This window comes from Pseudoalteromonas byunsanensis (genome assembly GCF_001854475.1).
GTDB lineage: Bacteria > Pseudomonadota > Gammaproteobacteria > Enterobacterales > Alteromonadaceae > Pseudoalteromonas > Pseudoalteromonas byunsanensis.
On the sequence record NZ_MNAN01000034.1, the window covers coordinates 65,281 to 86,438 of the forward strand.

The 21,158-nt window shown below is 41.9% G+C and carries 19 protein-coding genes; 18 read left to right on the forward strand and 1 reads right to left on the reverse strand.

The window, feature by feature from the left end:
- Positions 1-131 precede the first annotated feature (131 nt).
- The 10 genes from hisG to BIW53_RS14680 all read left to right on the forward strand — a co-directional run bounded on the left by hisG (position 132) and on the right by BIW53_RS14680 (position 9,290).
- Positions 132-1,031 (forward strand): ATP phosphoribosyltransferase, encoded by a 900-nt coding sequence (gene hisG / locus BIW53_RS14635; protein ID WP_084228179.1) that lies wholly within the window; start codon positions 132-134, stop codon positions 1,029-1,031.
- 6 nt (positions 1,032-1,037) lie between these two features.
- The gene (gene hisD, locus BIW53_RS14640) at positions 1,038-2,336 is read left to right on the forward strand and encodes a histidinol dehydrogenase (RefSeq protein ID WP_070992755.1); all 1,299 of its coding nucleotides are present in this window, start codon (positions 1,038-1,040) and stop codon (positions 2,334-2,336) included.
- Positions 2,329-3,402, forward strand: a complete 1,074-nt coding sequence (hisC, locus tag BIW53_RS14645) for a histidinol-phosphate transaminase (RefSeq protein WP_070992756.1) — start codon at positions 2,329-2,331, stop codon at positions 3,400-3,402. The genes hisD and hisC overlap by 8 nt, the downstream gene beginning before the upstream one ends.
- Before the next feature lie 10 nt (positions 3,403-3,412).
- A complete protein-coding gene (hisB, locus tag BIW53_RS14650; protein WP_070992757.1) occupies positions 3,413-4,474 on the forward strand; it encodes a bifunctional histidinol-phosphatase/imidazoleglycerol-phosphate dehydratase HisB in 1,062 nt (353 codons plus the stop codon).
- Positions 4,471-5,064: an imidazole glycerol phosphate synthase subunit HisH gene (hisH, locus tag BIW53_RS14655; protein ID WP_070992758.1), complete on the forward strand. Its 594-nt coding sequence runs from the start codon at positions 4,471-4,473 to the stop codon at positions 5,062-5,064. Before hisB ends, hisH begins: the two co-directional genes overlap by 4 nt.
- Positions 5,065-5,073: 9 nt before the next feature.
- Positions 5,074-5,808, forward strand: a complete 735-nt coding sequence (locus tag BIW53_RS14660) for a 1-(5-phosphoribosyl)-5-[(5-phosphoribosylamino)methylideneamino] imidazole-4-carboxamide isomerase (protein ID WP_070992759.1) — start codon at positions 5,074-5,076, stop codon at positions 5,806-5,808.
- On the forward strand, positions 5,790-6,569 hold the full coding sequence (hisF, locus tag BIW53_RS14665; protein ID WP_070992760.1) for an imidazole glycerol phosphate synthase subunit HisF: 780 nt from the start codon (positions 5,790-5,792) through the stop codon (positions 6,567-6,569). Before BIW53_RS14660 ends, hisF begins: the two co-directional genes overlap by 19 nt.
- Positions 6,560-7,177: a bifunctional phosphoribosyl-AMP cyclohydrolase/phosphoribosyl-ATP diphosphatase HisIE gene (hisIE, locus tag BIW53_RS14670; RefSeq protein WP_070992761.1), complete on the forward strand. Its 618-nt coding sequence runs from the start codon at positions 6,560-6,562 to the stop codon at positions 7,175-7,177. Before hisF ends, hisIE begins: the two co-directional genes overlap by 10 nt.
- A 168-nt stretch (positions 7,178-7,345) precedes the next feature.
- Positions 7,346-8,122, forward strand: a complete 777-nt coding sequence (locus BIW53_RS14675) for a glycosyltransferase family 25 protein (RefSeq protein ID WP_070992762.1) — start codon at positions 7,346-7,348, stop codon at positions 8,120-8,122.
- Positions 8,123-8,678: 556 nt separating this feature from the next.
- Positions 8,679-9,290, forward strand: coding sequence for a M23 family metallopeptidase (locus tag BIW53_RS14680; protein WP_070992763.1), 612 nt, complete (start codon positions 8,679-8,681; stop codon positions 9,288-9,290).
- A gap of 136 nt (positions 9,291-9,426) precedes the next feature.
- Here BIW53_RS14680 and BIW53_RS14685 read toward each other — a convergent pair whose 3' ends face one another.
- Entirely contained in the window at positions 9,427-11,205 is a 1,779-nt protein-coding gene (locus BIW53_RS14685; RefSeq protein WP_070993063.1) for a M61 family metallopeptidase, read from the reverse strand.
- A gap of 186 nt (positions 11,206-11,391) precedes the next feature.
- Between BIW53_RS14685 and BIW53_RS14690 the strand changes: the two genes are divergently transcribed.
- The 8 genes from BIW53_RS14690 (at position 11,392) to ilvN (ending at position 21,125) form a co-directional block, all read left to right on the forward strand.
- Entirely contained in the window at positions 11,392-12,939 is a 1,548-nt protein-coding gene (locus tag BIW53_RS14690; protein ID WP_070992764.1) for a GGDEF domain-containing protein, read from the forward strand.
- Between the two features lie 13 nt (positions 12,940-12,952).
- Positions 12,953-14,296: a nucleotide 5'-monophosphate nucleosidase PpnN gene (ppnN, locus tag BIW53_RS14695; protein ID WP_070992765.1), complete on the forward strand. Its 1,344-nt coding sequence runs from the start codon at positions 12,953-12,955 to the stop codon at positions 14,294-14,296.
- Entirely contained in the window at positions 14,293-15,081 is a 789-nt protein-coding gene (gene xni / locus BIW53_RS14700; RefSeq protein ID WP_070993064.1) for a flap endonuclease Xni, read from the forward strand. Before ppnN ends, xni begins: the two co-directional genes overlap by 4 nt.
- 66 nt (positions 15,082-15,147) lie before the next feature.
- On the forward strand, positions 15,148-15,531 hold the full coding sequence (locus tag BIW53_RS14705) for a DUF3192 domain-containing protein (RefSeq protein ID WP_070992766.1): 384 nt from the start codon (positions 15,148-15,150) through the stop codon (positions 15,529-15,531).
- Between the two features lie 2 nt (positions 15,532-15,533).
- A complete protein-coding gene (locus BIW53_RS14710; protein WP_070992767.1) occupies positions 15,534-17,225 on the forward strand; it encodes a hypothetical protein in 1,692 nt (563 codons plus the stop codon).
- A gap of 232 nt (positions 17,226-17,457) precedes the next feature.
- Positions 17,458-18,465 (forward strand): isocitrate dehydrogenase, encoded by a 1,008-nt coding sequence (locus BIW53_RS14715; protein WP_070992768.1) that lies wholly within the window; start codon positions 17,458-17,460, stop codon positions 18,463-18,465.
- 438 nt (positions 18,466-18,903) lie between these two features.
- On the forward strand, positions 18,904-20,628 hold the full coding sequence (locus BIW53_RS14720; RefSeq protein ID WP_070992769.1) for an acetolactate synthase 3 large subunit: 1,725 nt from the start codon (positions 18,904-18,906) through the stop codon (positions 20,626-20,628).
- A complete protein-coding gene (gene ilvN / locus BIW53_RS14725) occupies positions 20,628-21,125 on the forward strand; it encodes an acetolactate synthase small subunit (protein ID WP_070992770.1) in 498 nt (165 codons plus the stop codon). Before BIW53_RS14720 ends, ilvN begins: the two co-directional genes overlap by 1 nt.
- Positions 21,126-21,158 lie beyond the last annotated feature (33 nt).

The following is a 21,158-nucleotide window of genomic DNA, read 5'->3' on the forward strand; positions in this document are numbered from 1 at the left end:
GGATAACCTGTCAGGTATTTCGCTGGTAGGTTATTCCCAAAAGGAACCTCCGGCGAGTTGCAAACAAAGTAATTTATTTTCGCCCCGAGGTTCCGCCTCGGGGTTTTTGGTTTTAGACATTAGGAAAATAAATTATGAATAACAATAGATTACGCATCGCAATTCAAAAGTCAGGCCGCCTTTCTAAAGATTGCCAAGATTTACTTAAACAGTTAGGTGTAAAACTTAACCTGCGTGAACAACGCCTTATCGCTCACTCTACTAACATGCCAATTGACGTACTTCGTGTGCGCGATGACGACATCCCTGGTTTGGTAATGGATGGAGTTTGTGATTTAGGTATCGTGGGCGAAAACGTATTGGTAGAAGCCCAAGCTGAACGAGCGGGCGGCACTCAAAACGCTGACGTTATCAAGCTATCCAAGTTAGATTTTGGTTACTGTCGACTTGCTCTAGCTTGGCCACAAGAGCTTGGTCCACAAGACAAATCGTGGTTTGAAGGCAAACGTATCGCCACCACCTACCCTGAAATATTAAAACAATACCTAGAGCGTGAAAATATCAATGCCAGTGCAGTCATGTTAACAGGCTCGGTTGAGGTTGCTCCTCGTGCTGGTTTGGCAGATGCAATCTGTGACTTGGTCTCAACAGGCGCAACTTTAGAAGCAAATGGTTTAATGCAAGGTGACACAATCCTTGAATCAAATGCTTGTTTAATTCAAAACCCCAACCTGAACGACAGCGATAAATTAGCTTTAATTGATAAACTTATGCCTCGTCTTAAAGGTGTAAGACAAGCCAAAGAAAGCAAATATATCATGCTACACGCACCAAAAAATAAGCTTGATGAAATCTGTGAGTTACTACCAGGCACTGGGCAACCTACTCTTTTAGCGCTTGCAGGAAGCGACGAATATGTAGCCTTACACATGGTTAGTACAGAAACCTTATTCTGGGAAACAATGGAAGAGCTCAAAGCACTTGGTGCGAACTCTATTCTTGTGATGCCAATTGAAAAAATGATGGAGTAATACACTGTGATCCGTTGGAATGAGGTCAGTCAACAAACGCAACAGGCGCTGCTTACGCGCCCTGCAGTTAGTGCCAGTAAAACTGTTGAAGCAAGTGTGATGCAAATAATTGAAGAAGTGAAAACAAACGGTGATCAAGCGCTACTCAAATATGCAGAACTATATGACAAACGCACGAATGCTCGTCTTCTCACTCCCCTACAGGAAATAGAGGACAGTGAAAGCTTACTATCAAACGAACTAAAAGCAGCTATTGATCAGGCTTACAGCAATATTAAGGCATTTCACCAAGCCCAGTTACCAAAAGATATTAAGTTACAAACAACGCCAGGCGTTGAGTGCGAGCTTAAATACCAAGCAATCGAAGCGGTTGGGTTGTATGTACCCGGTGGTAGTGCACCACTCCCTTCCTCAGTATTGATGCAGGGAGTATGCGCGCAATTGTGTGGTGCTAAAACCATCGTATTAGCAACTCCTGTAAATGGCGACAATACAATCAACCCAGCAATCTTGTATGCAGCAAAACTGTGCTCAATTTCAATCATCGTCGAAAGTGGTGGTGCCGGCGCCATCGCCGCGATGGCTTTGGGCACTCAAAGCGTACCAAAAGTGAACAAGGTATTTGGCCCTGGGAATAGTTATGTGACGATGGCTAAGCAAATTCTTAGCCAAACACAAACTGGTTTCGCTATTGATATGCCAGCGGGTCCCTCTGAAGTATTAGTCATTGCCGATGAACGTGCGAACCCAAATTTTATTGCCGCAGATCTGCTATCACAAGCTGAGCATGGTTCTGACTCGCAAGTTATTTTGTTGACCAATAGCGAACAGATTCTAGAGCAAACAAAAATCGCCATTGATGAGCAACTACAAAACTTAAGCCGTCGAAATATCGCCACAGAAGCATTGCGAAACAGCGCCCTTATTTTGGTGGACTCTGTAGAGCAAGCTTTTGAGGTTTCAGCTCAGTACGGACCAGAACACTTAATTTTGCAACTGGCAGATGCGACACCATACATGCCATTGGTGAAGAATGCCGGTTCTGTTTTCGTTGGCGACTACACCCCTGAGTCAGCAGGAGATTATGCATCTGGTACCAACCATGTGTTACCAACTTACGGTTACTCAAAGGTTTACTCGAGCCTGAATTTGCTAGATTTTTACAGAACCTACACCGTACAAAGCATCACCCCACAAGGGCTTAAAAATCTAAGTACAGCTATCTTACCTTTAGCAAGCGCCGAGGGATTAGATGCACATGCAAACGCTGTTAAGGTCCGCTTGGAGACAGTACAAAATGACTAAGCAAACATTTCCTAACAACCTGCTGCCAGACAATATAAACGCCTTAGCAGCTTATAGTTCAGCAAAAAGCCAAAAGCTCTCTGGTTCAACTTGGTTAAATGCAAATGAAAGTCCATATTCGAAGACTTATGAACTGAGCTTGTCTGATCTGAACCGCTATCCTGATCCGCAGCCAGAAGAAGTGGTTGACGCTTATGCCAAGTACGTGCAATTAGATAAACAACAAGTACTCATGACCCGAGGTGCGGATGAGGGCATCGAATTACTGGTTAGAACGTATTGTAAAAGTGGCGAAGATAGCATTGCGTTGTTCTTACCAACTTATGGCATGTATAAGGTCACCGCTGATAGCCACAATGTAGCAATCAATCCGTTGACTCAAGAATTACTACTTGAAGGCTCAAGCGAACAAATCGTAGCCGCAGTTGGTAATAGCAAATTAGTCTTTATTTGTAATCCAAACAATCCTACCGGTAGTGTAACTGAGCTAAGTAAAATATCTGCTATCGCAAAAGCACTAGAAAACAAAGCGATAGTCGTTGTGGATGAAGCCTATATCGAGTTTTGTCCTGAACAGACAGCATCGTCACTACTACAAGATTTTGAGAACATCGTGGTGCTGCGTACTTTGTCTAAAGCATTTGCATTGGCAGGCCTGAGAACTGGTTTCATGCTTGCAAATACCGCTCTACTTGCTCCGGTACGAAAAGTCATTGCGCCCTATCCTGTGTCTCGTGTTGTTGCCAAAATAGCACAGCTGGCTCTACAGGATGACGCTATCGCTCAAATGCGACGTCAGGTTTCCATCTTAAATCTCGCAAAATCGACTCTGTCTCAATGGCTAAAAGACTGCCCAGCAGTAAGCAAGGTACTTGATGGACAGGGTAATTTTGTCACCGTACAACTTGTTAGCAAAGCAGATATAGACAAAGCAATGCAAAGCGGACTGATCATGCGTCCCTTTAACCTATATGAACAAAACAACTGGTTGCGGATCTCTATCGGCAATGAACAAGAACTAGAACAAGTAAAAATATGGCTTGATGCGTTAAGCGCACAGCAGTAGAGGATTAATCATGAGCACACCATACCTATTTATTGACCGAGACGGCACCTTGATTGAAGAGCCGATTACCGATAAACAAGTTGATAGCTTAGAAAAGCTCAGCCTATTACCTAATGTCATTCCTGCATTGTTACAACTACAAGCCGCGGGTTATAGACTCGTTATGGTATCTAATCAGGATGGGCTTGGCACAGATAGTTTTCCTACAGCTGATTTTGATATCGCGCAAAACAAAATGATGGAAATTTTTATCAGCCAGGGCATTTCATTTGATGAGGTATTGATCTGTCCGCACTTTGACGAAGATAACTGTCAGTGTAGAAAGCCGAAGACGGGTTTGCTCAACGAACTGATGCGCTCGGGTAAAGTAGACCTAAGCCGCTCATATGTTATTGGCGATCGTCAAACTGACATTGGGCTTGCACAAAACCTGTGCATTGAAGGTATCTTGTATGACAATAACTGGCCTGCTATCGTCACGAAACTTACCACACAAGACCGTCAAGCCTGCGTTACTCGCAATACCAAAGAGACTCAAATTTCAGTGGCTGCAAACTTAGACCAAAGCGCTAATGGTGAGATCAACACGGGTTTAGGCTTTTTTGACCATATGTTGGATCAGATCCGTACACACGCAAATATCGGTTTGAATATTAAAGCCAGTGGCGACTTACACATTGACGAACATCACCTTGTGGAAGATGTGGGTATTGCTTTAGGTCAAGTGCTAAAAAGCGCTTTAGGCACAAAATCCCAAATCGCTCGCTATGGTTTTTCGCTGCCAATGGACGAGTGTAAGGCAGAATGTCAGTTAGACTTATCTGGCCGAGCATCATTTGTACTTAATGCCAACTTTAGCCGTGAAAAAGTCGGCGATTTGGATGTACAAATGGTTGAGCACTTCTTTAAATCTTTAGCTGATAACGCGCAAATAAGTCTAATTCTGAGAGTCTCAGATGGTAATTGTCATCACCAAGTTGAAGGACTATTTAAAGCATTTTCACGAGCCCTAAGAATGGCTACTGCGCAAGACTTACAACAGCAAACAGCGAGCTCTAAGGGGTGTTTATGATTGCTATTATCAATACAGGTTGTGCCAACATCAACTCGGTTAGATTTGCTTTTGAGCGCTTAGGTGTAAGCCCCGAAGTAATTACAGACCCTGCTCAACTAGCTCATTTTGAACGCGCTATATTGCCTGGAGTTGGCCATGCCAAAGTTGCTATGGAGCGCCTTAAACAAGGTGGTTGGCAGCAAGCGATCGCAGAGTATGAACGTCCACTAATGGGGATTTGTTTGGGAATGCAGTTACTGTGCGAACATACCGATGAAGGAGATGTTCCCTGCCTAGGTATGATACCGGGAAATGTTGGGTTGCTAGATGTGGGTGAGTTGACTTCACCACACATGGGGTGGAACAACTTATCTGGGATAAAGCCTCACCCTTTGACTAAAGGCCTCGATGAAACACAACAGGTTTACTTCGTCCATAGTTATGCGCACAAGGTCAACTGTGCCACTTTGGCACAAGGTGAGTATGGAAAACAATTTTCCGCAATTGTTGTACAAGACAACTATGCGGGTATGCAGTTTCATCCAGAGCGCAGTGCCAAAGCTGGCGCAAAACTTTTACAGAATTTTATAGATTGGCAACTGGCCTAAGGATTGTACATGATAATTCCAGCACTAGATGTACTGCAAAACCAAGTCGTTCGTTTGTATCAAGGTAAGTACAATACAGCACAATTCTATCCATTTGAGCTGGCCAGTCGATTACTAGAATACCAAAATAGTGGTGCCCAAAAACTCCACCTTGTTGATCTAGAAGGCGCAAGAGACCCTAATAAGAAACAGTGGGAACAAATTCAAGCTGCGACAAAAGCGCTGAATGTGCCTTATCAAGTTGGCGGTGGTGTGCGCAGATATGAAGACGTTAAACAATGGCTAGACGCAGGTGCCAATCAGGTCGTTATCGGTTCTATGGCGGTAGACAAACGCGAAGAAGTTGCACAATGGGTCAACGAATTCGGTGCACAACGATTTGTTATTGCACTTGATGTTAACAAAACAGCCACTGGTTGGGCACCCGCTACACACGGCTGGCTCGCTGATGGCCAAGACAACCTGTTTGAATTAGTAGATTTTTATGCTGAACTTGGCGTGATTGATTTTCTATGCACGGACATCAGTAAAGATGGCACCATGACAGGGCCTTCTTTCGAGTTATACAGACAGCTCAAAGCCCATAACAGAGAAATCAAGGTGCAAGCTTCTGGTGGTGTTAGTTCGTTAGCTGATATAGAGCAACTGATTGAAATTGGTGTAGGCGGTATTATTCTCGGTAAATCCTTGCTCGATGGTGTATTTAGTGTTGAGGAGGCATTAGCATGCTATCAAAACGCATAATTCCATGTTTGGATGTTAAAAACGGTCAAGTTGTCAAGGGAGTAAAGTTTAAAGGCCACGAAGTGGTTGGAGACATACTTGAACTTGCCCAACTATATAGTGAAGCTGGTGCTGACGAGCTGGTATTCTATGAAATCAGTGCCAGTGTTGAAAAGCGCTTACTGGACGTAAACTGGGTAAGTAACATAGCTAAGCATATCGATATTCCCTTTTGTGTTGCTGGTGGGATCAAATCGGTAGCTGATGCTGCTAAAGTATTAGAACAAGGCGCTGACAAAATCAGTATAAATAGTCCTGCAATTGCAAGGCCTCAACTTATCAAAGAGTTGCATGATGAGTTTGGCAAACAATGTGTGGTGGTCGGTATAGACAGCTTTTACGATGAGACGACTGGCGACTATCTAGTATACCAATTAACTGGCGATCCCAATGCTTCGAGTAGAACGCGTTATAAAACTCAACAATGGGTACAAATGGTGCAAGACTTAGGAGCAGGAGAAATCGTACTTAACTGTATGAACCAAGATGGTGTGCGCAATGGCTATGACAACGCGCAACTTAGCTTAATTCGTCGTATCTGTGACATTCCTCTGATAGCCTCTGGTGGCGCTGGAACTATGCAGGACTTTGCTGATGTATTTAAACAAAGTGAAGTCGATGGTGCTTTGGCAGCCAGCGTATTTCACAAAAACATTATAGATATTGGCAAGCTAAAAACATTCTTAAAAGAACAGCAGGTGGCGGTAAGACAATGCAATTAACTCCAGATAATTTGACTCAACTTGATTTCGAAAAATGCCCCCTCATGCCTGCCATTGTTCAAGATGCGGCAACGGGACAAATCCTTATGCAAGGCTTTATGAATGAAGCTGCGATCGCGACTACATTTGAAAAGCAACTTATTACTTTTTACTCAAGATCTAAACAACGTTTATGGACCAAAGGAGAAGAATCAAAAAATGTTTTACATTTAGTCAGCGCACATACCGACTGTGATAGCGACTCGATTCTACTGTTGGCAACGCCAGCTGGGCCGACATGCCATCTCGGAACACAAAGCTGCTTCGAGGGGGCAAAACCCGCTATAGGCTTTTTAGCGCAGCTAGAGCAAGTGATTGTTTCGCGAAAAAATGAAGACCCAAAAACCAGCTATACTGCTTCCTTATTTGCCAAGGATATTAGCCGAAGTTGCCAAAAAGTTGGAGAAGAAGGTGTTGAAGTAGCATTGGCAGCCATGAAGCACGACAAACATGAGCTAGTTAACGAGTCCGCTGACTTACTTTATCACCTTCTTGTACTTCTACAACGCAGTGATACTAGTTTGCAAGAGGTCGTGGAGTGTCTAGAAGCAAGACACAAATCCTGTTAATTTCTGGTTATAATAATATATCATGGTATGATTGTTGTCATAACAATAACAACAATCACCATGATATAGCGTTTATTTTCTTGCTGTTAACATATTGGGGTTAAGGCAACTTCATTCGCTTATACATGGTTTGTGCTAAGTTTATGCACAGTCTTGGAGAGGAATGAAATGATAGATCAGCCCCCCATTTTTTTGATTAATTTAGAGCAAAGCTCTGAGCGCTTGGAAAAAAGCATAGCTCGCCTAGCCTTGCAAAATTTTACCTGTGAGCGGATATCTGGTGTTTACGGAAAAGCTTTAAGCGATATAGAGTTAATTAAAAACTATCAGCCATTATTAAATAAAAAGCTATTCTACAGACCTCTGAGTAAAGGTGAGATTGGCTGCTATATGAGCCACCGTAAAGCCTGGCAAGCTATCGTTGATAGAAAGCTGCCATATGCAATTGTATTAGAAGATGATTTTAAAATTACAGGCAATCTCGAAGATGTTTTTGCTGCGATCAGCAAAATTGACGTCCCATGGCAATTGCTAAAACTATCAGCCTACCAGAACCGTTCACGCACTATCGCTTTTTCATACCCAATTGACACAATCTTTAATTTAGTCGTTCATAAAAAAGCGATGACAGGCTGTTGCGCGCAAGCGGTAAGTTACGAAGGCGCTAAAAGATTGCTCGCTGCAACTGAACACTTTGCTCGACCTGTAGATACCGACTTACAACATGTTTGGGAAACTAAAGTGCCAGTTTACTCATTGATGCCGTATTACATTGAACAAGATATGGATTTTGAAAGTGACATTGATGCTATCTCAGCTCAAGACACTATAAAAAAGCGTTTTTTCAAACGTAAACACTTGCAAATAAAAGAAAAAATACTCAATAAAAAGGCGACTGCAAAAATTATTAATTCACTCGTTGAGCACATTAATACACAAAAGTAGCTATCCAAGTAACCTATTTTTGACCTAAGGTAAAAATTTTTAGTATGAGATGGCAATAAACAGGCGCTCTTAATGTCAAAAATTATTTACTTTAGGTTATGTCTATGACTCACAAATCACATTTAGCGGTTGGAGCCTAGCAACTGAGTACAATATCCCTCATTTGCCCTTACATGCGATGATCAGTCCATTCTAAGTCGCAAAAGTCTGCAATTATGTCGTCCAGCTCTATAAGGGCCGTACAGGCGATATCTATGAGTGGGTGCGCAATTGCCAATTCTATACGCACATTACGGCTTTTAAACAATGAGATGACCCATAAAAATTGGCATAAGCGATAAGGGTAACGCGACAAACCGTTATCACCATTGAGGCAAACAATTATTTACTCACCCTAGGAGTTGCTTTTAAAACTGCAGCAGTATTTAGCCTGCCACTTGAGCAAGGTTCCAATATATTGACAAAGGCTAATTTCATACAGATATTTCATGGCCTCGTTTAAACTAATTAAGCATATACTGCGACTAAGTTGATAAAAAAACAGGTCTGTAACTTTATGAAAAACAAATTTTTATCACTTAGTATTATTTTCGCAACTAGTCTAACCGCTTGCACAAACCCACCCGTTGATTGTAATGCTTTCAGCTCTGAAGATAACTCAGACTATGTGTTACCTTATCAAGCTGGCGAGTCTTACAAAGTTTTAGTGTCAACGGGCCATTACTCAGAAAAAAATCATGGTGTGGGCCTATACGCTATTGATTTTGTAATGCCCATAGGCACCAAAATCGTGGCGGCCAGAAATGGGGAAGTCGTATCTTTACGCGAGATATACCAAGACGATAATGGTGAAGATCTAAAAGAGAATTACATTTTTATTCGTCACGACGATGGCACCATTGCTCGGTATTTTCATCTTACTTCCCAAGGCGCTTTGGTTAACGTAGGGGATAAAGTTAAAGCTGGAGAAGTTATTGGCCTAAGTGGTAACACCGGACAAAGCGGCGGTCCTCACCTTCACTTTGACGTACAAAAATGCGGTCCTAACCTTCCTCCTAGATACAACGCTTTACCGTGCGGACAAACAATACCAATTACATTTAAAAATACTACACCTCACACATGTGGTCTCAGCCAAGGTGAAAACTACCTAGCTCTAAAGGACTAGTAATAATAGCTGCAAACAAAACCCGCCACACCATTGAAAACATCATGAGGCGGGTTATGAGTTTGTATCGCAAACGTTGACTATTGGCTTAACCAACTAGGTTAGCACAATAATACTTAGCGCCGAATTCTACCTGCTACTTAGCGTTTGGGTGAGCAACTCCTGTCCAAGCTTTAAACAAGCGCTGTTGAGTTTCATTGGGTAAGGTGACCGCGACAATACGTTTCTCTTTATCAAAGCCTTGTTCAAGTTTAACCTGAGTACTCATCAACTTATCACGGCGGATAAAGTCAACTTTTACGGTCTCCCCGCCATCAAAATATGCCAAAGAATCAGTCAAGTTACCTCTAACATGATGGCCATTAAAGGCGACAATTTTGTCCTCTGACGTCAACCCCGCTTGCCATGCTGTGCTATCTCGAGCAACGTGTTTCAACCGTAACAGTTGCCCTTCAGACTCAGCTATCACTGACAAATCTGCGATAGGTTTTGCACCATCTGGAAGTGAAAACTCCAAACCGACTTTACTTAGCAAAGCATCGAAATCCAAACTAAGAGGTGAATCAACATGTTGCTGCCACCATTGACTATAATCTTTGCCAGAAACTTGCTTAAGAATGTCTTTCACATCCTCAGATGTAAATGACTTGGGTAATTTAAACTGTCTATACAACTGATTATGGACATCACGATAGCTTACCTTACCATCAGAATTTGAGAGCAAATCTATATCTAATGCCATAGAGATGAGTGCACCTTCCAAATAAATGTTGGTACTGTAGTTGAGGCCATGATCACCTCCTTTATTGATCCACTTATCAAAGCTGGTGTGAGCTGCGGATTGAACTTCCCTGCCAGGCTTTTTCAAATGTCTTTGAATCGTGTTGGAGAGGTTTTTAAAAAACTCATCCGGTTGCATTATTTCAGCGCTTAGCAATAAGTAGTCCTCTAGATAGCTGGTAGAGCCTTCAGAGAGCCACAATAAATCGCTATAATTTGGGTTCACATAATCATACGGCACTAACCCTGCTGGTCGGTAGTTTTTTACGTTCCAAGTGTGAATAAATTCGTGAGCTGCAGTGGACATAAAGCTCAGGTGATCTTCACGCTTAGCAAACGTATCTCGGTGGCGCTGTATGATGGTGGAATTTAAATGCTCAGTTGCTCCTCTTGCACCACTGGTCGCATGTACCATAAAAACGAAACGCTCATAAGGGAAATCATGCCAAATCAGTGAGCCCGTTTTAACTAGCTTTTTAAGGTCATCTAACATTAGTTTGGCATCAAAATTCCCTTCTCCCCAAATAACCAACTCATAATCTCTATCATCTACGGAGAACTTATGGTGTTCATTGAGTCCAGTTTCGATTGGTGAATCAACGAGCACATCATAGTTTGCTGCACTAAAGGAGTGCTTGTTTGCGGCAAACTCCATGCCTGACACCGAACGCCATTGCATGGGTACATTGAGCGCTACCTTTACTGGCTCTTGACGAAACGAATCAGAAAACATAAAAAAGCCTGAAGCATCAATAAATGCATGTGTATCATCGATGTGGCGCACACGCTTGGCAAGTTGGTTAGCGTAAACCTGATAACTTACTTGTACTTGCGAAGGATTGTCGAGGTGAACACGCCAAGTACTTTTATCAATTTTTTGCCATTTTAAAGTATTACCATCATGATCTGTCGCATTGAAATAGCGAATACCGTTAGCAAGGTTCAATACTTCGTAGCGTCCGGTGCGCCAATCTGGTAATTTAATGTCCAAGTGAGCTTGAGCAGATTTAGGAAATAATACAGAAACATTGCCCAAATGATGCTCGGGCTGTTCGATGGTGAGTTTATACTCAACATCAGCGAAGACACTGATAGAGACTAAACTAACTGGCAATAATAGATTTTTAAAATGCATATTATAATCACGCTGTAACAAAGTTGTGTTGAGCATAACAAAACTATTACTCGCCTAATTGAAAAACTCGGTGAATACACAATTTGCTTGGGTAACATGGCCCTAGCTCAAAATTCATGAACATGAAATAAAGAATTGATGTAAACTTAAGTTAAAACCCTGTGAAGATGGAAGTGGTTAAGATTGGTGACTAAAAACTCTGCGCTATTAGAAAAAAAATTAGAACAAACTATCAAAGCCCGCAAAGCGCTTGAAACCGCACGCAAGCATCAGGTAGATGTACTATCACAATTTGCAGTTAAGCTTTCGCTTAGCTGTAAAGGGCAAGATGTGGCACTAGATAATCAATTAGCTAAGTTTCGTAGTGCTCTACAAAAAGGCATGGATTTTATTGAGTTTGAGCCTTTAATTGAGAGTATGAGTGAAACCCTCAAAAATCAGGAAGCGATAAATTCAGCAAATAGTCGTGCACTTGAGCAGAGCATTTTAACTGCGGGAAAACAGCTTCAAAGAATCAAAGGGTTACCCGATGATGGCCGCAGGAAGCTGCGTCATTTACTCGATCACGAGTTAGCAAATATCAATGCAACAAACGATTACATTCCGGTGCTTAGTAAACTTTCAGGCCTTTATCAACAAGCGCTACAATTGAAGTTATCACAGGCTGATGTTGCACAAGACCCGACTCAATCACAAGCAAGCCCTGAAATCGCTTCCGAGTTACTCAATTTGGCTAACGAACTTACTTTTGACGAAGATGTGTCACAAGAAGTTAAGGCGATTAAAGGCAGTATCACGTTAAACGATAATATTGATTCTTTGTTGGATTCTTCACTCAATATCATCAGAGTAATCGTAAAAAGTATTGCTCGAGAGCGGCAATCAGCTCAAGGCTTCCTCGTATCTCTTAACCAAACGTTAGAAGAACTTAATACGTCAATTGTTGAGACAACTAAACACTCGCAAAGTGTAAACAAGCAAATCACCAGTTTAAATAAACGAATCGAAGAAAAGATCCATAGTTTAAATTCACGAACCCAAGAAGCAACGTCAATAAGCGAGCTCAAAAGCTTAGTTGACGGTGAATTGAAGTTGCTTAGTCAGGATTTGATTGAACGTGAGCGAATAGAGCATGAAGACAAAAAAGCGCTTTATAATAGCTTTGAAAAAATCAATGACCGCATCAACGTACTAGAAAGTAAAGTTAATACTTATAAGAAGCGTTTATCAGAGCAACGCTTTAAAAGCTTACTGGATGGCTTAACAAAATTACCTAATCGAACCGCATTTGATGATAGATTTAATCAAGAATTTCATTTATTTGGGATTAATAAAGGCGATATAACCTTAGTTGTCATAGATGTGGATCATTTTAAGTCGATCAATGACAAATATGGCCACAGTGCAGGCGACAAAACATTACAAGTTATCGCTAGAGCACTTAAAAAAGCGATACGTAAGACTGATTTCATTGCGCGTTACGGCGGCGAAGAGTTTGTTGTACTTATGCCAGGAATGCATTTAGAACATGCTAAGCAGCCGCTTGAAAAACTGCGCAACACAATAAAGTCGATCCCTTTTAAATTTAAAGAGACGCAAGTACAAATCACCATATCTTTAGGGGCTACACAATTTAAAGATGGTGACACCCCGCTCTCCGCTTTTGATAGAGCAGACAGCGCACTTTACGAGGCTAAAAATAGCGGGCGAGACCGTTTATGCCTTCGTGAATAACAAGGAGAAGCCTATGCAAATACAGTTAAATCCAACTGGCGTACTAAATTTACTATCTCAATTAGAGGTAGACTTACTACAGCAATCTTCAAATAGCGAACGGTATAGGTTATTTCGCAATTGCGCTTTAGCAGTACTGAATGTGGGCAGTCATACTGACTCAAGCTCTGAAATTTATGACAAATACCAAGATTTTGATATCAAGTTAATCGCAAGAGAGCGTGGCATAAAAATAGAATTGAGCAACCCACCAGAAACAGCTTTCGTAGATGGTGAGATTATTTTAGGTATTCATGAACACATTTTTTCAGTGATCCGAGATATTCTATTTCTCTGCCAACGCCATCAAGAGCAAATTAGCACGCCTAGAGAGATCACTCACATGGTGTTCGATATGTTACGTAACGCCGATGCCTTAGAGGTTAATTCCGATCCAAACATCATTACTTGCTGGGGTGGTCACTCTATTAACGAAGCCGAATATCAATACACTAAAGAAGTGGGTTATCAGTTAGGTTTGCGGGGGCTAAATATTTGCACAGGTTGTGGGCCTGGCGCTATGAAAGGTCCAATGAAAGGGGCTACAATTGGCCATGCAAAACAACGGATCAGTAACAACCGCTACCTTGGTCTCACCGAGCCCAGCATTATCGCAGCAGAGCCCCCTAATCCAATTGTGAATGAATTAGTCATTCTGCCCGATATTGAAAAACGCCTTGAAGCGTTCGTTCGTACAGCACACGGAATCATTATTTTCCCAGGTGGCGCAGGTACTGCCGAAGAACTCCTTTATTTACTGGGAATTCTGTTACATCCAGAAAATGAAAAACAATGCTTACCTGTTATACTCACAGGCCCTAAAGAGTCTGCAGGTTACTTTGAAGAAATTTGTACGTTTGTAAAAAGTACGCTAGGTGAAGCAGCATTAGAAAAGTTTGAGGTTATCGTAGATAACCCTGCGTTGGTTGCGCGAAAACTTAAAACTAGTATGAAACAGGTTAGAGAGTATCGTAAGGAACAAGGTGATGCCTATTACTTCAACTGGACATTGAAAATAGACAATGAGTTTCAAATGCCTTTTGCGCCGACTCACGAAAATATGTCAGCATTAGACTTACACCTAAATCAGCCTACGCAACAGCTCGCAGCAAATTTACGTCGCGCTTTTTCTGGCATTGTGGCCGGTAACGTTAAAGATGAGGGCATTCAAGCCATTAAACAGCACGGTCCCTATACACTGACTGGCGACACATCACTGATGAAAGATATGGACAAGTTACTGCGCGCGTTTGTTGATCAAGGAAGAATGAAACTACCCGGCAGTAAATATATTCCTTGTTATCAAATAAAAGCATGAATCAAAAATTAGTACTTATAGATGCGTTGAACTTAATTCGACGCATCTATGCTGTTGATGAACAACAAAGCCACCGTAGCGAAAAGCAAACCATGCTTTCATGTAAAAGCCGCGTGAGTCATGCGACCCGTAAATTATTAAACTTAACACAAGCAACTCATGCCATAGCAGTATTTGATGGACAAAAAAGCTGGCGATACCACTACTATCCAAAATACAAGCACAGCCGCAAGCCAATGCCACAGATGCTGTCAGATAATCTAGACATCATAGCGGAGGCATTTTGCGATCATGGAGTCACCGTTTATAAACCTGAGCAAGACGAAGCGGACGATGTTATTGCAACCTTAGCTAGCAAAGCTCGAGATGCTGGAGTTAACTCAATCATTGTTTCTACCGATAAAGGCTTCATGCCACTACTGTGTGGCAAGATTGAAATTTACGACTACTTTAAGCGTCACTTGCTTTGTGAGCAAGATATCGTAGAGCGCTTTAGCGTCAACAAACATCAACTAATTGACCTGTGGGCATTAAGTGGCGATAAAACAAATGATATTCCTGGTGTTGCTGGGATTGGTCAAAAATCAGCTATCCAACTAATCAATCAATACCCTGAAGTTTCTGATGCACTCGAAGACCCTGATTGCAAAAAAGCACTCAAGAGCAAGCTCATGGCAGGAATGGAAGACTATGTGATCAGCAAGCATTTGGCCACGCTCAGAACAGATATTCATTTGGGTTTTAACATGAAACAGCTCAGGCTCAAATGCCATGACGTTGATTAGTCGCAACTTGGTTTGTCGTCTGTTAAGCTTTGCTATACTCTCTCTCCGTTATCCGGTGAGTTTTCTATGATCAAAAAAGTATTACAGTACATCGTATTGGGTCTTGCGGTTTATGCAGCAATTGTGATGTTAGTTATTAATTTTTACAAAGATGATCCTCAAGCCATGATTTGGCAAGACAGGGAAGCATTTAACAACCGCTACATCAACAAACTCAAACCAGATCAAGACATCAATATTAATGATGTACTTGAAACCTTGGGCAGCCCTGATCTTACATATGTCAAAAAACAGCCAGATAAGATGTTGCAAATCGTTTATTACCGCACGCAATTGGTTAAGCCTGACGGTATCACCACACAGGACGAATGCACGGGCTTACTATTTGAAAACGGAAAATTAATCCTCTGGGGACCTGCGGCAAGTGTGGCCTATGAGAAGGCATTATAAGAATGTCTGAGTTTAAGCCTAGTCCAGCTCATTTAAAACGCCTTTTTGAGCATACACATCAGGCGCTTAGACTCTATTATAATAAACAAAAATGGCCTGCGATCTACCCTACGTTAAGTCAGCTTGCGGAACGCTTTGTTCAAAGTTACCAACATCAGCCTAATGCATTACATGCTCACTTACAGTTTTATGCCTCTGATCATGGCTATGCGACCAACCTGACGGTTAACCAATGCATTTTAGTATGTGCTTTTTGTAGTGCAAACGGCTACGACGCAAATTTCACCGAAGAACTGGTTATTGCAGCATTGAGCGACCATTTGTGTTGCTCAAATGAGACTAATAAAGCAGCCAGAGGAGAAATGCTCAGCGTACAAGAAACTAAGCTGGTCAAGCTTAGGCATCAGTTCGCTATCACAATGCTAGACACCGCAAATGTACCCCAAGGTCAGCTACAACGTATTTTATCTCGACTAGACAAATACACTGCGGCTATAACTGGAAACAAATCAATCCCCTTATATGATAACACCAGTATTTTAGTCACTTTAGCCAAGCGTATCGCTAAGGCTATTACACCCAGGCCCAAAATAAAGACGTTCACAATAGTACAAGCGCTAAAATCACTTTATCTGGGAACTCACAATGAATTTGCGCAACTTTCATTGTTAGCACTAGCAAGACAGATAACCGATTACCCCGGTGGCTCATTGGTGAATTATAAAGGCCAGCAAGCGCTAGTCCTTTGTGCTACACATGATGGTTTTTTGTTGGTATTACTTAATAACAACAATGCTGTGGGCATGCTAAAAACCAGCAAACGCTTCACTCCTCATTATCGTCCCATATCAACATCTGATAGAAAACTGCTTTATTCCATTTGGTTTAACGAGCAAATACCAAAACCTATTGAAGCGCACGAGCATCAGGAAGCAATTTGGCAAGCGATAACCAAACTAGGTCAACATCAATTTTTGGAGTTTAAAGCTATTGAAAAGGCTATCAAGCCATTTTCACAGATCACCTACGCATTACAACAAGCTGCTAGACAGTACAATCGACAAGGGCAAAAAGCCAGTACCGTAAGACACTGCCTGACAATGGTAGGGCTTGATACTGCAGGCTTGCTTTGTCAGCGAGTATTGTTGGAAACGCTAATTTCAAAGCTTCGTCACCCGTTTGCTAACGATGTGTGGCATAAGTACAACCATCTCAACAAGCTGATAATGATGTTACTAAGTAATGAACATTCGGAGCAGTTCGAGCACCTTTTAAGCCCTTTTACCGCGGCTATCTACTTCATCTTATCCGATCATAGCTGTGCCATTCGAAGATCAGTAAAAAGTAACACTGAACAACTGACAGAAAAAAGCGTGTCAATAGCGCATTTATTTGGTTTTGTACGTTTAAACGAAACACGCTTCACCGAGTTTACAAATAACTATTTTGCCCACTCGCCATCTCACCAAGCATTTTTGGAAACTGAGAAAGCTGAAAAAAGCACGCTCAGTGACAAGGCTCGATACCTGGTTGCTATTAAGATATTGGCCACCTACACGCTAGGTGAGTCTCAAGCACTTAGCGCTTGGCAAACTCAATTACTTGATGAGGTACTCAAAGAATTCCAATGGAACTCCTTGACTCAGTTTTGCGAAGCATTTATTACCCACGGACCAAGCTGTAACATAGACTGAACTTACACGAGAAACTCGCCTATTATTTATGCGATAAATAAAACATATAACAAGCATAAATACCATGTATACCTTATTTACCATTCCGTACTGGAATAAGAAGGCATAAATTGTTATAAAACGCGCTTAAACTTTCAAGCGAACACACACCCTCCCTCTTTGTTTACTAAACTTCTCAGTAGTGCCCATTGGGTGTGGTGTATTATTTTTTTTTGATAAAGGAAAAACCAGAATGGCTAAGCAAACCATTACCGTGATTAAAGGTGACGGCATAGGTCCAAGCATCATTGATTCAGCAATTGAGATCCTAAATGCAGCGGGTTGTGACTTTGACTATGAATATGTAGATGCAGGTCTAGCTGCGTTAGAAAAAACTGGAGAACTTCTGCCAAAAGAAACTCTAGATGTGATTGAAAAGAACAAGATCACACTAAAAGGTCCTCTAACAACTCCTGTCGGTGAAGGTTTCACTTCTATCAACGTGACGCTACGTAAACACTTTGGTCTATATGCAAACGTACGTCCAGTTAAGTCTTTCGCTGGAACTAAAGCACGTTATGACGACATAGACATCATCACGGTGCGCGAAAACACTCAAGGCATGTACTCTGGCTTGGGTCAAGTTGTTTCTGAAGATGGTAATGAAGCAGAAGCAATGTCTAAAATCACTCGTGAAGGTGCAGAGAAAATCGTTACATTTGCATATGAACTAGCTCGTCGCGAAGGCCGTAAAAAAGTAACAGCTGTACATAAAGCGAATATTCTAAAGTCAACTTCTGGCCTATTCCTTAAAGTTGCTCGTGAAGTGGGTGAACGCTATCCTGATATCGAATCAGCAGAGATGATTGTAGATGCAACTTGTATGAAGTTAGTGATGACTCCAGAAGAGTTCGACGTAATTGTAACTACAAACCTTTTTGGTGACATTCTATCTGATCTTTGTGCTGGTCTTGTGGGTGGTCTTGGTATGGCACCAGGTGCAAACATTGGTGAAAATGCTGCAATTTTCGAAGCTGTACACGGTAGTGCTCCTGATATCGCTGGTAAAAACCTAGCCAACCCAACATCTGTTATTCTAGCTTCAATTCAAATGCTTGAGTACTTAGAAATGGGTGAAACAGCTGATCGAATCAGAAATGCAGTAGCAGATGTGATTAAGTCTGGTGACCGTACAACACGTGATTTAGGCGGAAACCACGGCACAACTGACTTCACACAAGCTGTGATTGAACGACTATAATAGTCGGTTAGGGACTGAATGCTTCGGTCCCTTTCTTCTCACTTTTTATGCCACAGTGTTTTTATAAATCTGTTAGCACTTTTTTGAATAAACAAATCCAGTCAGCCAAAAAACTGCATAATAACTTCCAAAAAAAACCTAAACACCACAATAAATACGCAGAATAATTCAAATTTATTTAAAAAATGCGTTTTTTATGCACATTCCAAGAACTCCCCTTGACATGAGTTGTAAAACAACATTTAATAACTTGCGTAAACAAACAAATAGAATTAACACCAAAATGAAACGTATTTTATCTAACCTACATGTCCTAGTCCTGGTCTTAACCTTAAGTCCAGCGGGGCCGTGTTGAGCAAATTTACGCTTTAACCCCGCAATTGCGGGGTTTTTTTTTGGGAAATTATCAACAGTTACAGCAAAAACTGAGGAATGAGGATGAAAACAGAGCAATACAATGGCTCCGAGCTCGTTGTAAAAGCACTCGCAGCACTTAAGGTTGAATATATATTTGGGTACCCTGGTGGCTCGGTTTTGGACTTGTACGATGCACTATTTCAACAAAGTGAAATAGAACATATTTTAGTACGCCATGAACAGGCCGCTACACATATGGCTGATGGTTATGCCAGAGCGACAGGTCGAGTTGGTGTTGTGCTGGCAACCTCGGGCCCAGGAGCTACCAACTGCGTAACTGGTATTGCCACCGCTTACATGGACTCTATTCCTATGGTGGTTTTATCAGGTCAGGTGCCCTCCAACCTGATAGGTGATGACGCGTTTCAAGAAACTGATATTGTAGGGTGCTCAAGACCTATTGTTAAACATAGCTTTAATTGTCGTGATGCCGAGCAAATCCCTACGGTATTAGCGAAAGCTTTTTATCTTGCCAGCACTGGGCGTCCGGGTCCTGTTGTTGTAGAGCTTCCCAAAGATATTCTTAATCCGTTACAAAAATTTGATTACACGATGCCACAAAGTATCGAAATGCGTACTTATAACCCAAGCGTTAAAGGACATTCTAAACAAATCAAAAAAGCTGTAGAGGCTATTTTAGGCGCTAAGCGATTAGTCATTTACTCAGGTGGAGGCATTGTATTATCAAATACCTCTGAGCAGCTAACCGAGCTGGTTGAGACACTTAACGCACCTATTACCAACACATTGATGGGATTAGGCGGAATTAGTGGTACGCATCCAAACTTCATCGGTATGCTTGGCATGCATGGTAACCTTGAGGCAAACAAAGCAATGGCTAATGCCGATGTTATCCTAGCACTGGGCGCGCGCTTCGATGACCGCGTTACAAACAACGTTAAGAAGTTCTGCCCAGAAGCGACCATAGTACACGTAGACGTAGACCCTACATCAATCTCTAAGACGATAAAAGCTCATATACCTGTAGTTGGTTGTTTGGCATCCGTATTAGAGCAGTTACAAAGCGCAATCGAAAAAAGCCCAAGTCGCATCGATCGCAGTGCTCAAGAACAGTGGTGGCAACAAATCACCCAATGGCGTGAACAAAAATGCTTGTCTTATGACCTAGGCGTTGATGTTATCAAGCCGCAAACGGTAATTGAAAAGGTCTATCAGATCACTCAAGGTGATGCGTATGTGAGTTCAGATGTAGGACAGCATCAAATGTTTGCCGCTCAGTACTACCCTTTCAAGAAGCCGCGTCAATGGATCAACTCAGGTGGCCTAGGCACCATGGGCTTTGGGCTCCCTGCAGCCATGGGGGTTAAATTAGCTTTTCCAGATCAGCATGTGGTTTGTGTAACCGGGGACGGTTCAATCCAGATGAATATCCAAGAGCTATCCACCTGCTTACAGTATGGTCTTGCAGTAAAAATCGTGTCTTTGAACAACCGCTCTTTGGGTATGGTGAGACAGTGGCAAGATATGATGTATGGCGGCCGACATTCAAGCTCTTATATGGAATCATTGCCTGATTTTGTCGCTCTTGCACAAAGCTATGGTCATATTGGGATTCGAGTTGACCACCCAAGTGAGTTAGATGGTGCGCTAGAAAAAGCTTTTGCTATTACTGATAGGCTAGTGTTTTTAGATATCCGAGTTGATGAAAAAGAGCACGTATATCCAATGCAAATTAAACTAGGTGCCGTTGATGAGATGTGGCTTAAAAAGGGAGTAAAAGCATAATGCGCAGAATACTAAGTATCTTATTAGAAAACGAGCCAGGGTCTTTATCTCGCATCGTGGGGCTATTTTCGCAGCGTGCTTATAATATAGACAGCCTAACCGTTGGCACCACGGCTGATCAAACATTGTCAAGGATCACCATAACCACTCATGGCGATGACAGAGTTGTAGAACAAATTACTAAACAAGTTAACAAACTTGTAGATGTACTAAAAATAATTGATTTAACCGAAGTTCCACATATCGAGCGAGAACTGTTGTTAGTGAAAGTGTTTGCCAAAGATGAAGCAACACGAGCAGCGGTTACACGCATCGCAGACGTGTTCCAAGGCTCAATCATAGACATGGGCAAGCAAAGCTATACTTTACAACTATTAAGCAACGCAGAGCGGCTAGAGTCATTTTTAGACATGCTGCGTCATGAGAGCGACATTATTGAATTAGTTCGTTCTGGCGCTGTAGGTATTGGGCGTGGCGACAAAGCGCTCAAAGGCTAGATAAAAACAAAGGGACCATTAGGTCCCTTTGTT

Excerpts from the sequence above, each read along its gene's own strand:
- ppnN (WP_070992765.1), top strand. The coding sequence starts at position 12,953 with ATGCAAATACAGTTAAATCCAACTGGCGTACTAAATTTACTATCTCAA.
- BIW53_RS14705 (WP_070992766.1), top strand. The coding sequence starts at position 15,148 with ATGATCAAAAAAGTATTACAGTACATCGTATTGGGTCTTGCGGTTTAT.
- hisF (WP_070992760.1), top strand. The coding sequence starts at position 5,790 with ATGCTATCAAAACGCATAATTCCATGTTTGGATGTTAAAAACGGTCAA.
- hisC (WP_070992756.1), top strand. The coding sequence starts at position 2,329 with ATGACTAAGCAAACATTTCCTAACAACCTGCTGCCAGACAATATAAAC.
- BIW53_RS14715 (WP_070992768.1), top strand. The coding sequence starts at position 17,458 with ATGGCTAAGCAAACCATTACCGTGATTAAAGGTGACGGCATAGGTCCA.
- hisH (WP_070992758.1), top strand. The coding sequence starts at position 4,471 with ATGATTGCTATTATCAATACAGGTTGTGCCAACATCAACTCGGTTAGA.
- BIW53_RS14720 (WP_070992769.1), top strand. The coding sequence starts at position 18,904 with ATGAAAACAGAGCAATACAATGGCTCCGAGCTCGTTGTAAAAGCACTC.
- BIW53_RS14675 (WP_070992762.1), top strand. The coding sequence starts at position 7,346 with ATGATAGATCAGCCCCCCATTTTTTTGATTAATTTAGAGCAAAGCTCT.
- BIW53_RS14660 (WP_070992759.1), top strand. The coding sequence starts at position 5,074 with ATGATAATTCCAGCACTAGATGTACTGCAAAACCAAGTCGTTCGTTTG.
- ilvN (WP_070992770.1), top strand. The coding sequence starts at position 20,628 with ATGCGCAGAATACTAAGTATCTTATTAGAAAACGAGCCAGGGTCTTTA.
- hisB (WP_070992757.1), top strand. The coding sequence starts at position 3,413 with ATGAGCACACCATACCTATTTATTGACCGAGACGGCACCTTGATTGAA.
- BIW53_RS14680 (WP_070992763.1), top strand. The coding sequence starts at position 8,679 with ATGAAAAACAAATTTTTATCACTTAGTATTATTTTCGCAACTAGTCTA.
- BIW53_RS14710 (WP_070992767.1), top strand. The coding sequence starts at position 15,534 with ATGTCTGAGTTTAAGCCTAGTCCAGCTCATTTAAAACGCCTTTTTGAG.
- hisIE (WP_070992761.1), top strand. The coding sequence starts at position 6,560 with ATGCAATTAACTCCAGATAATTTGACTCAACTTGATTTCGAAAAATGC.
- xni (WP_070993064.1), top strand. The coding sequence starts at position 14,293 with ATGAATCAAAAATTAGTACTTATAGATGCGTTGAACTTAATTCGACGC.
- BIW53_RS14685 (WP_070993063.1), bottom strand. The coding sequence starts at position 11,205 with ATGCATTTTAAAAATCTATTATTGCCAGTTAGTTTAGTCTCTATCAGT.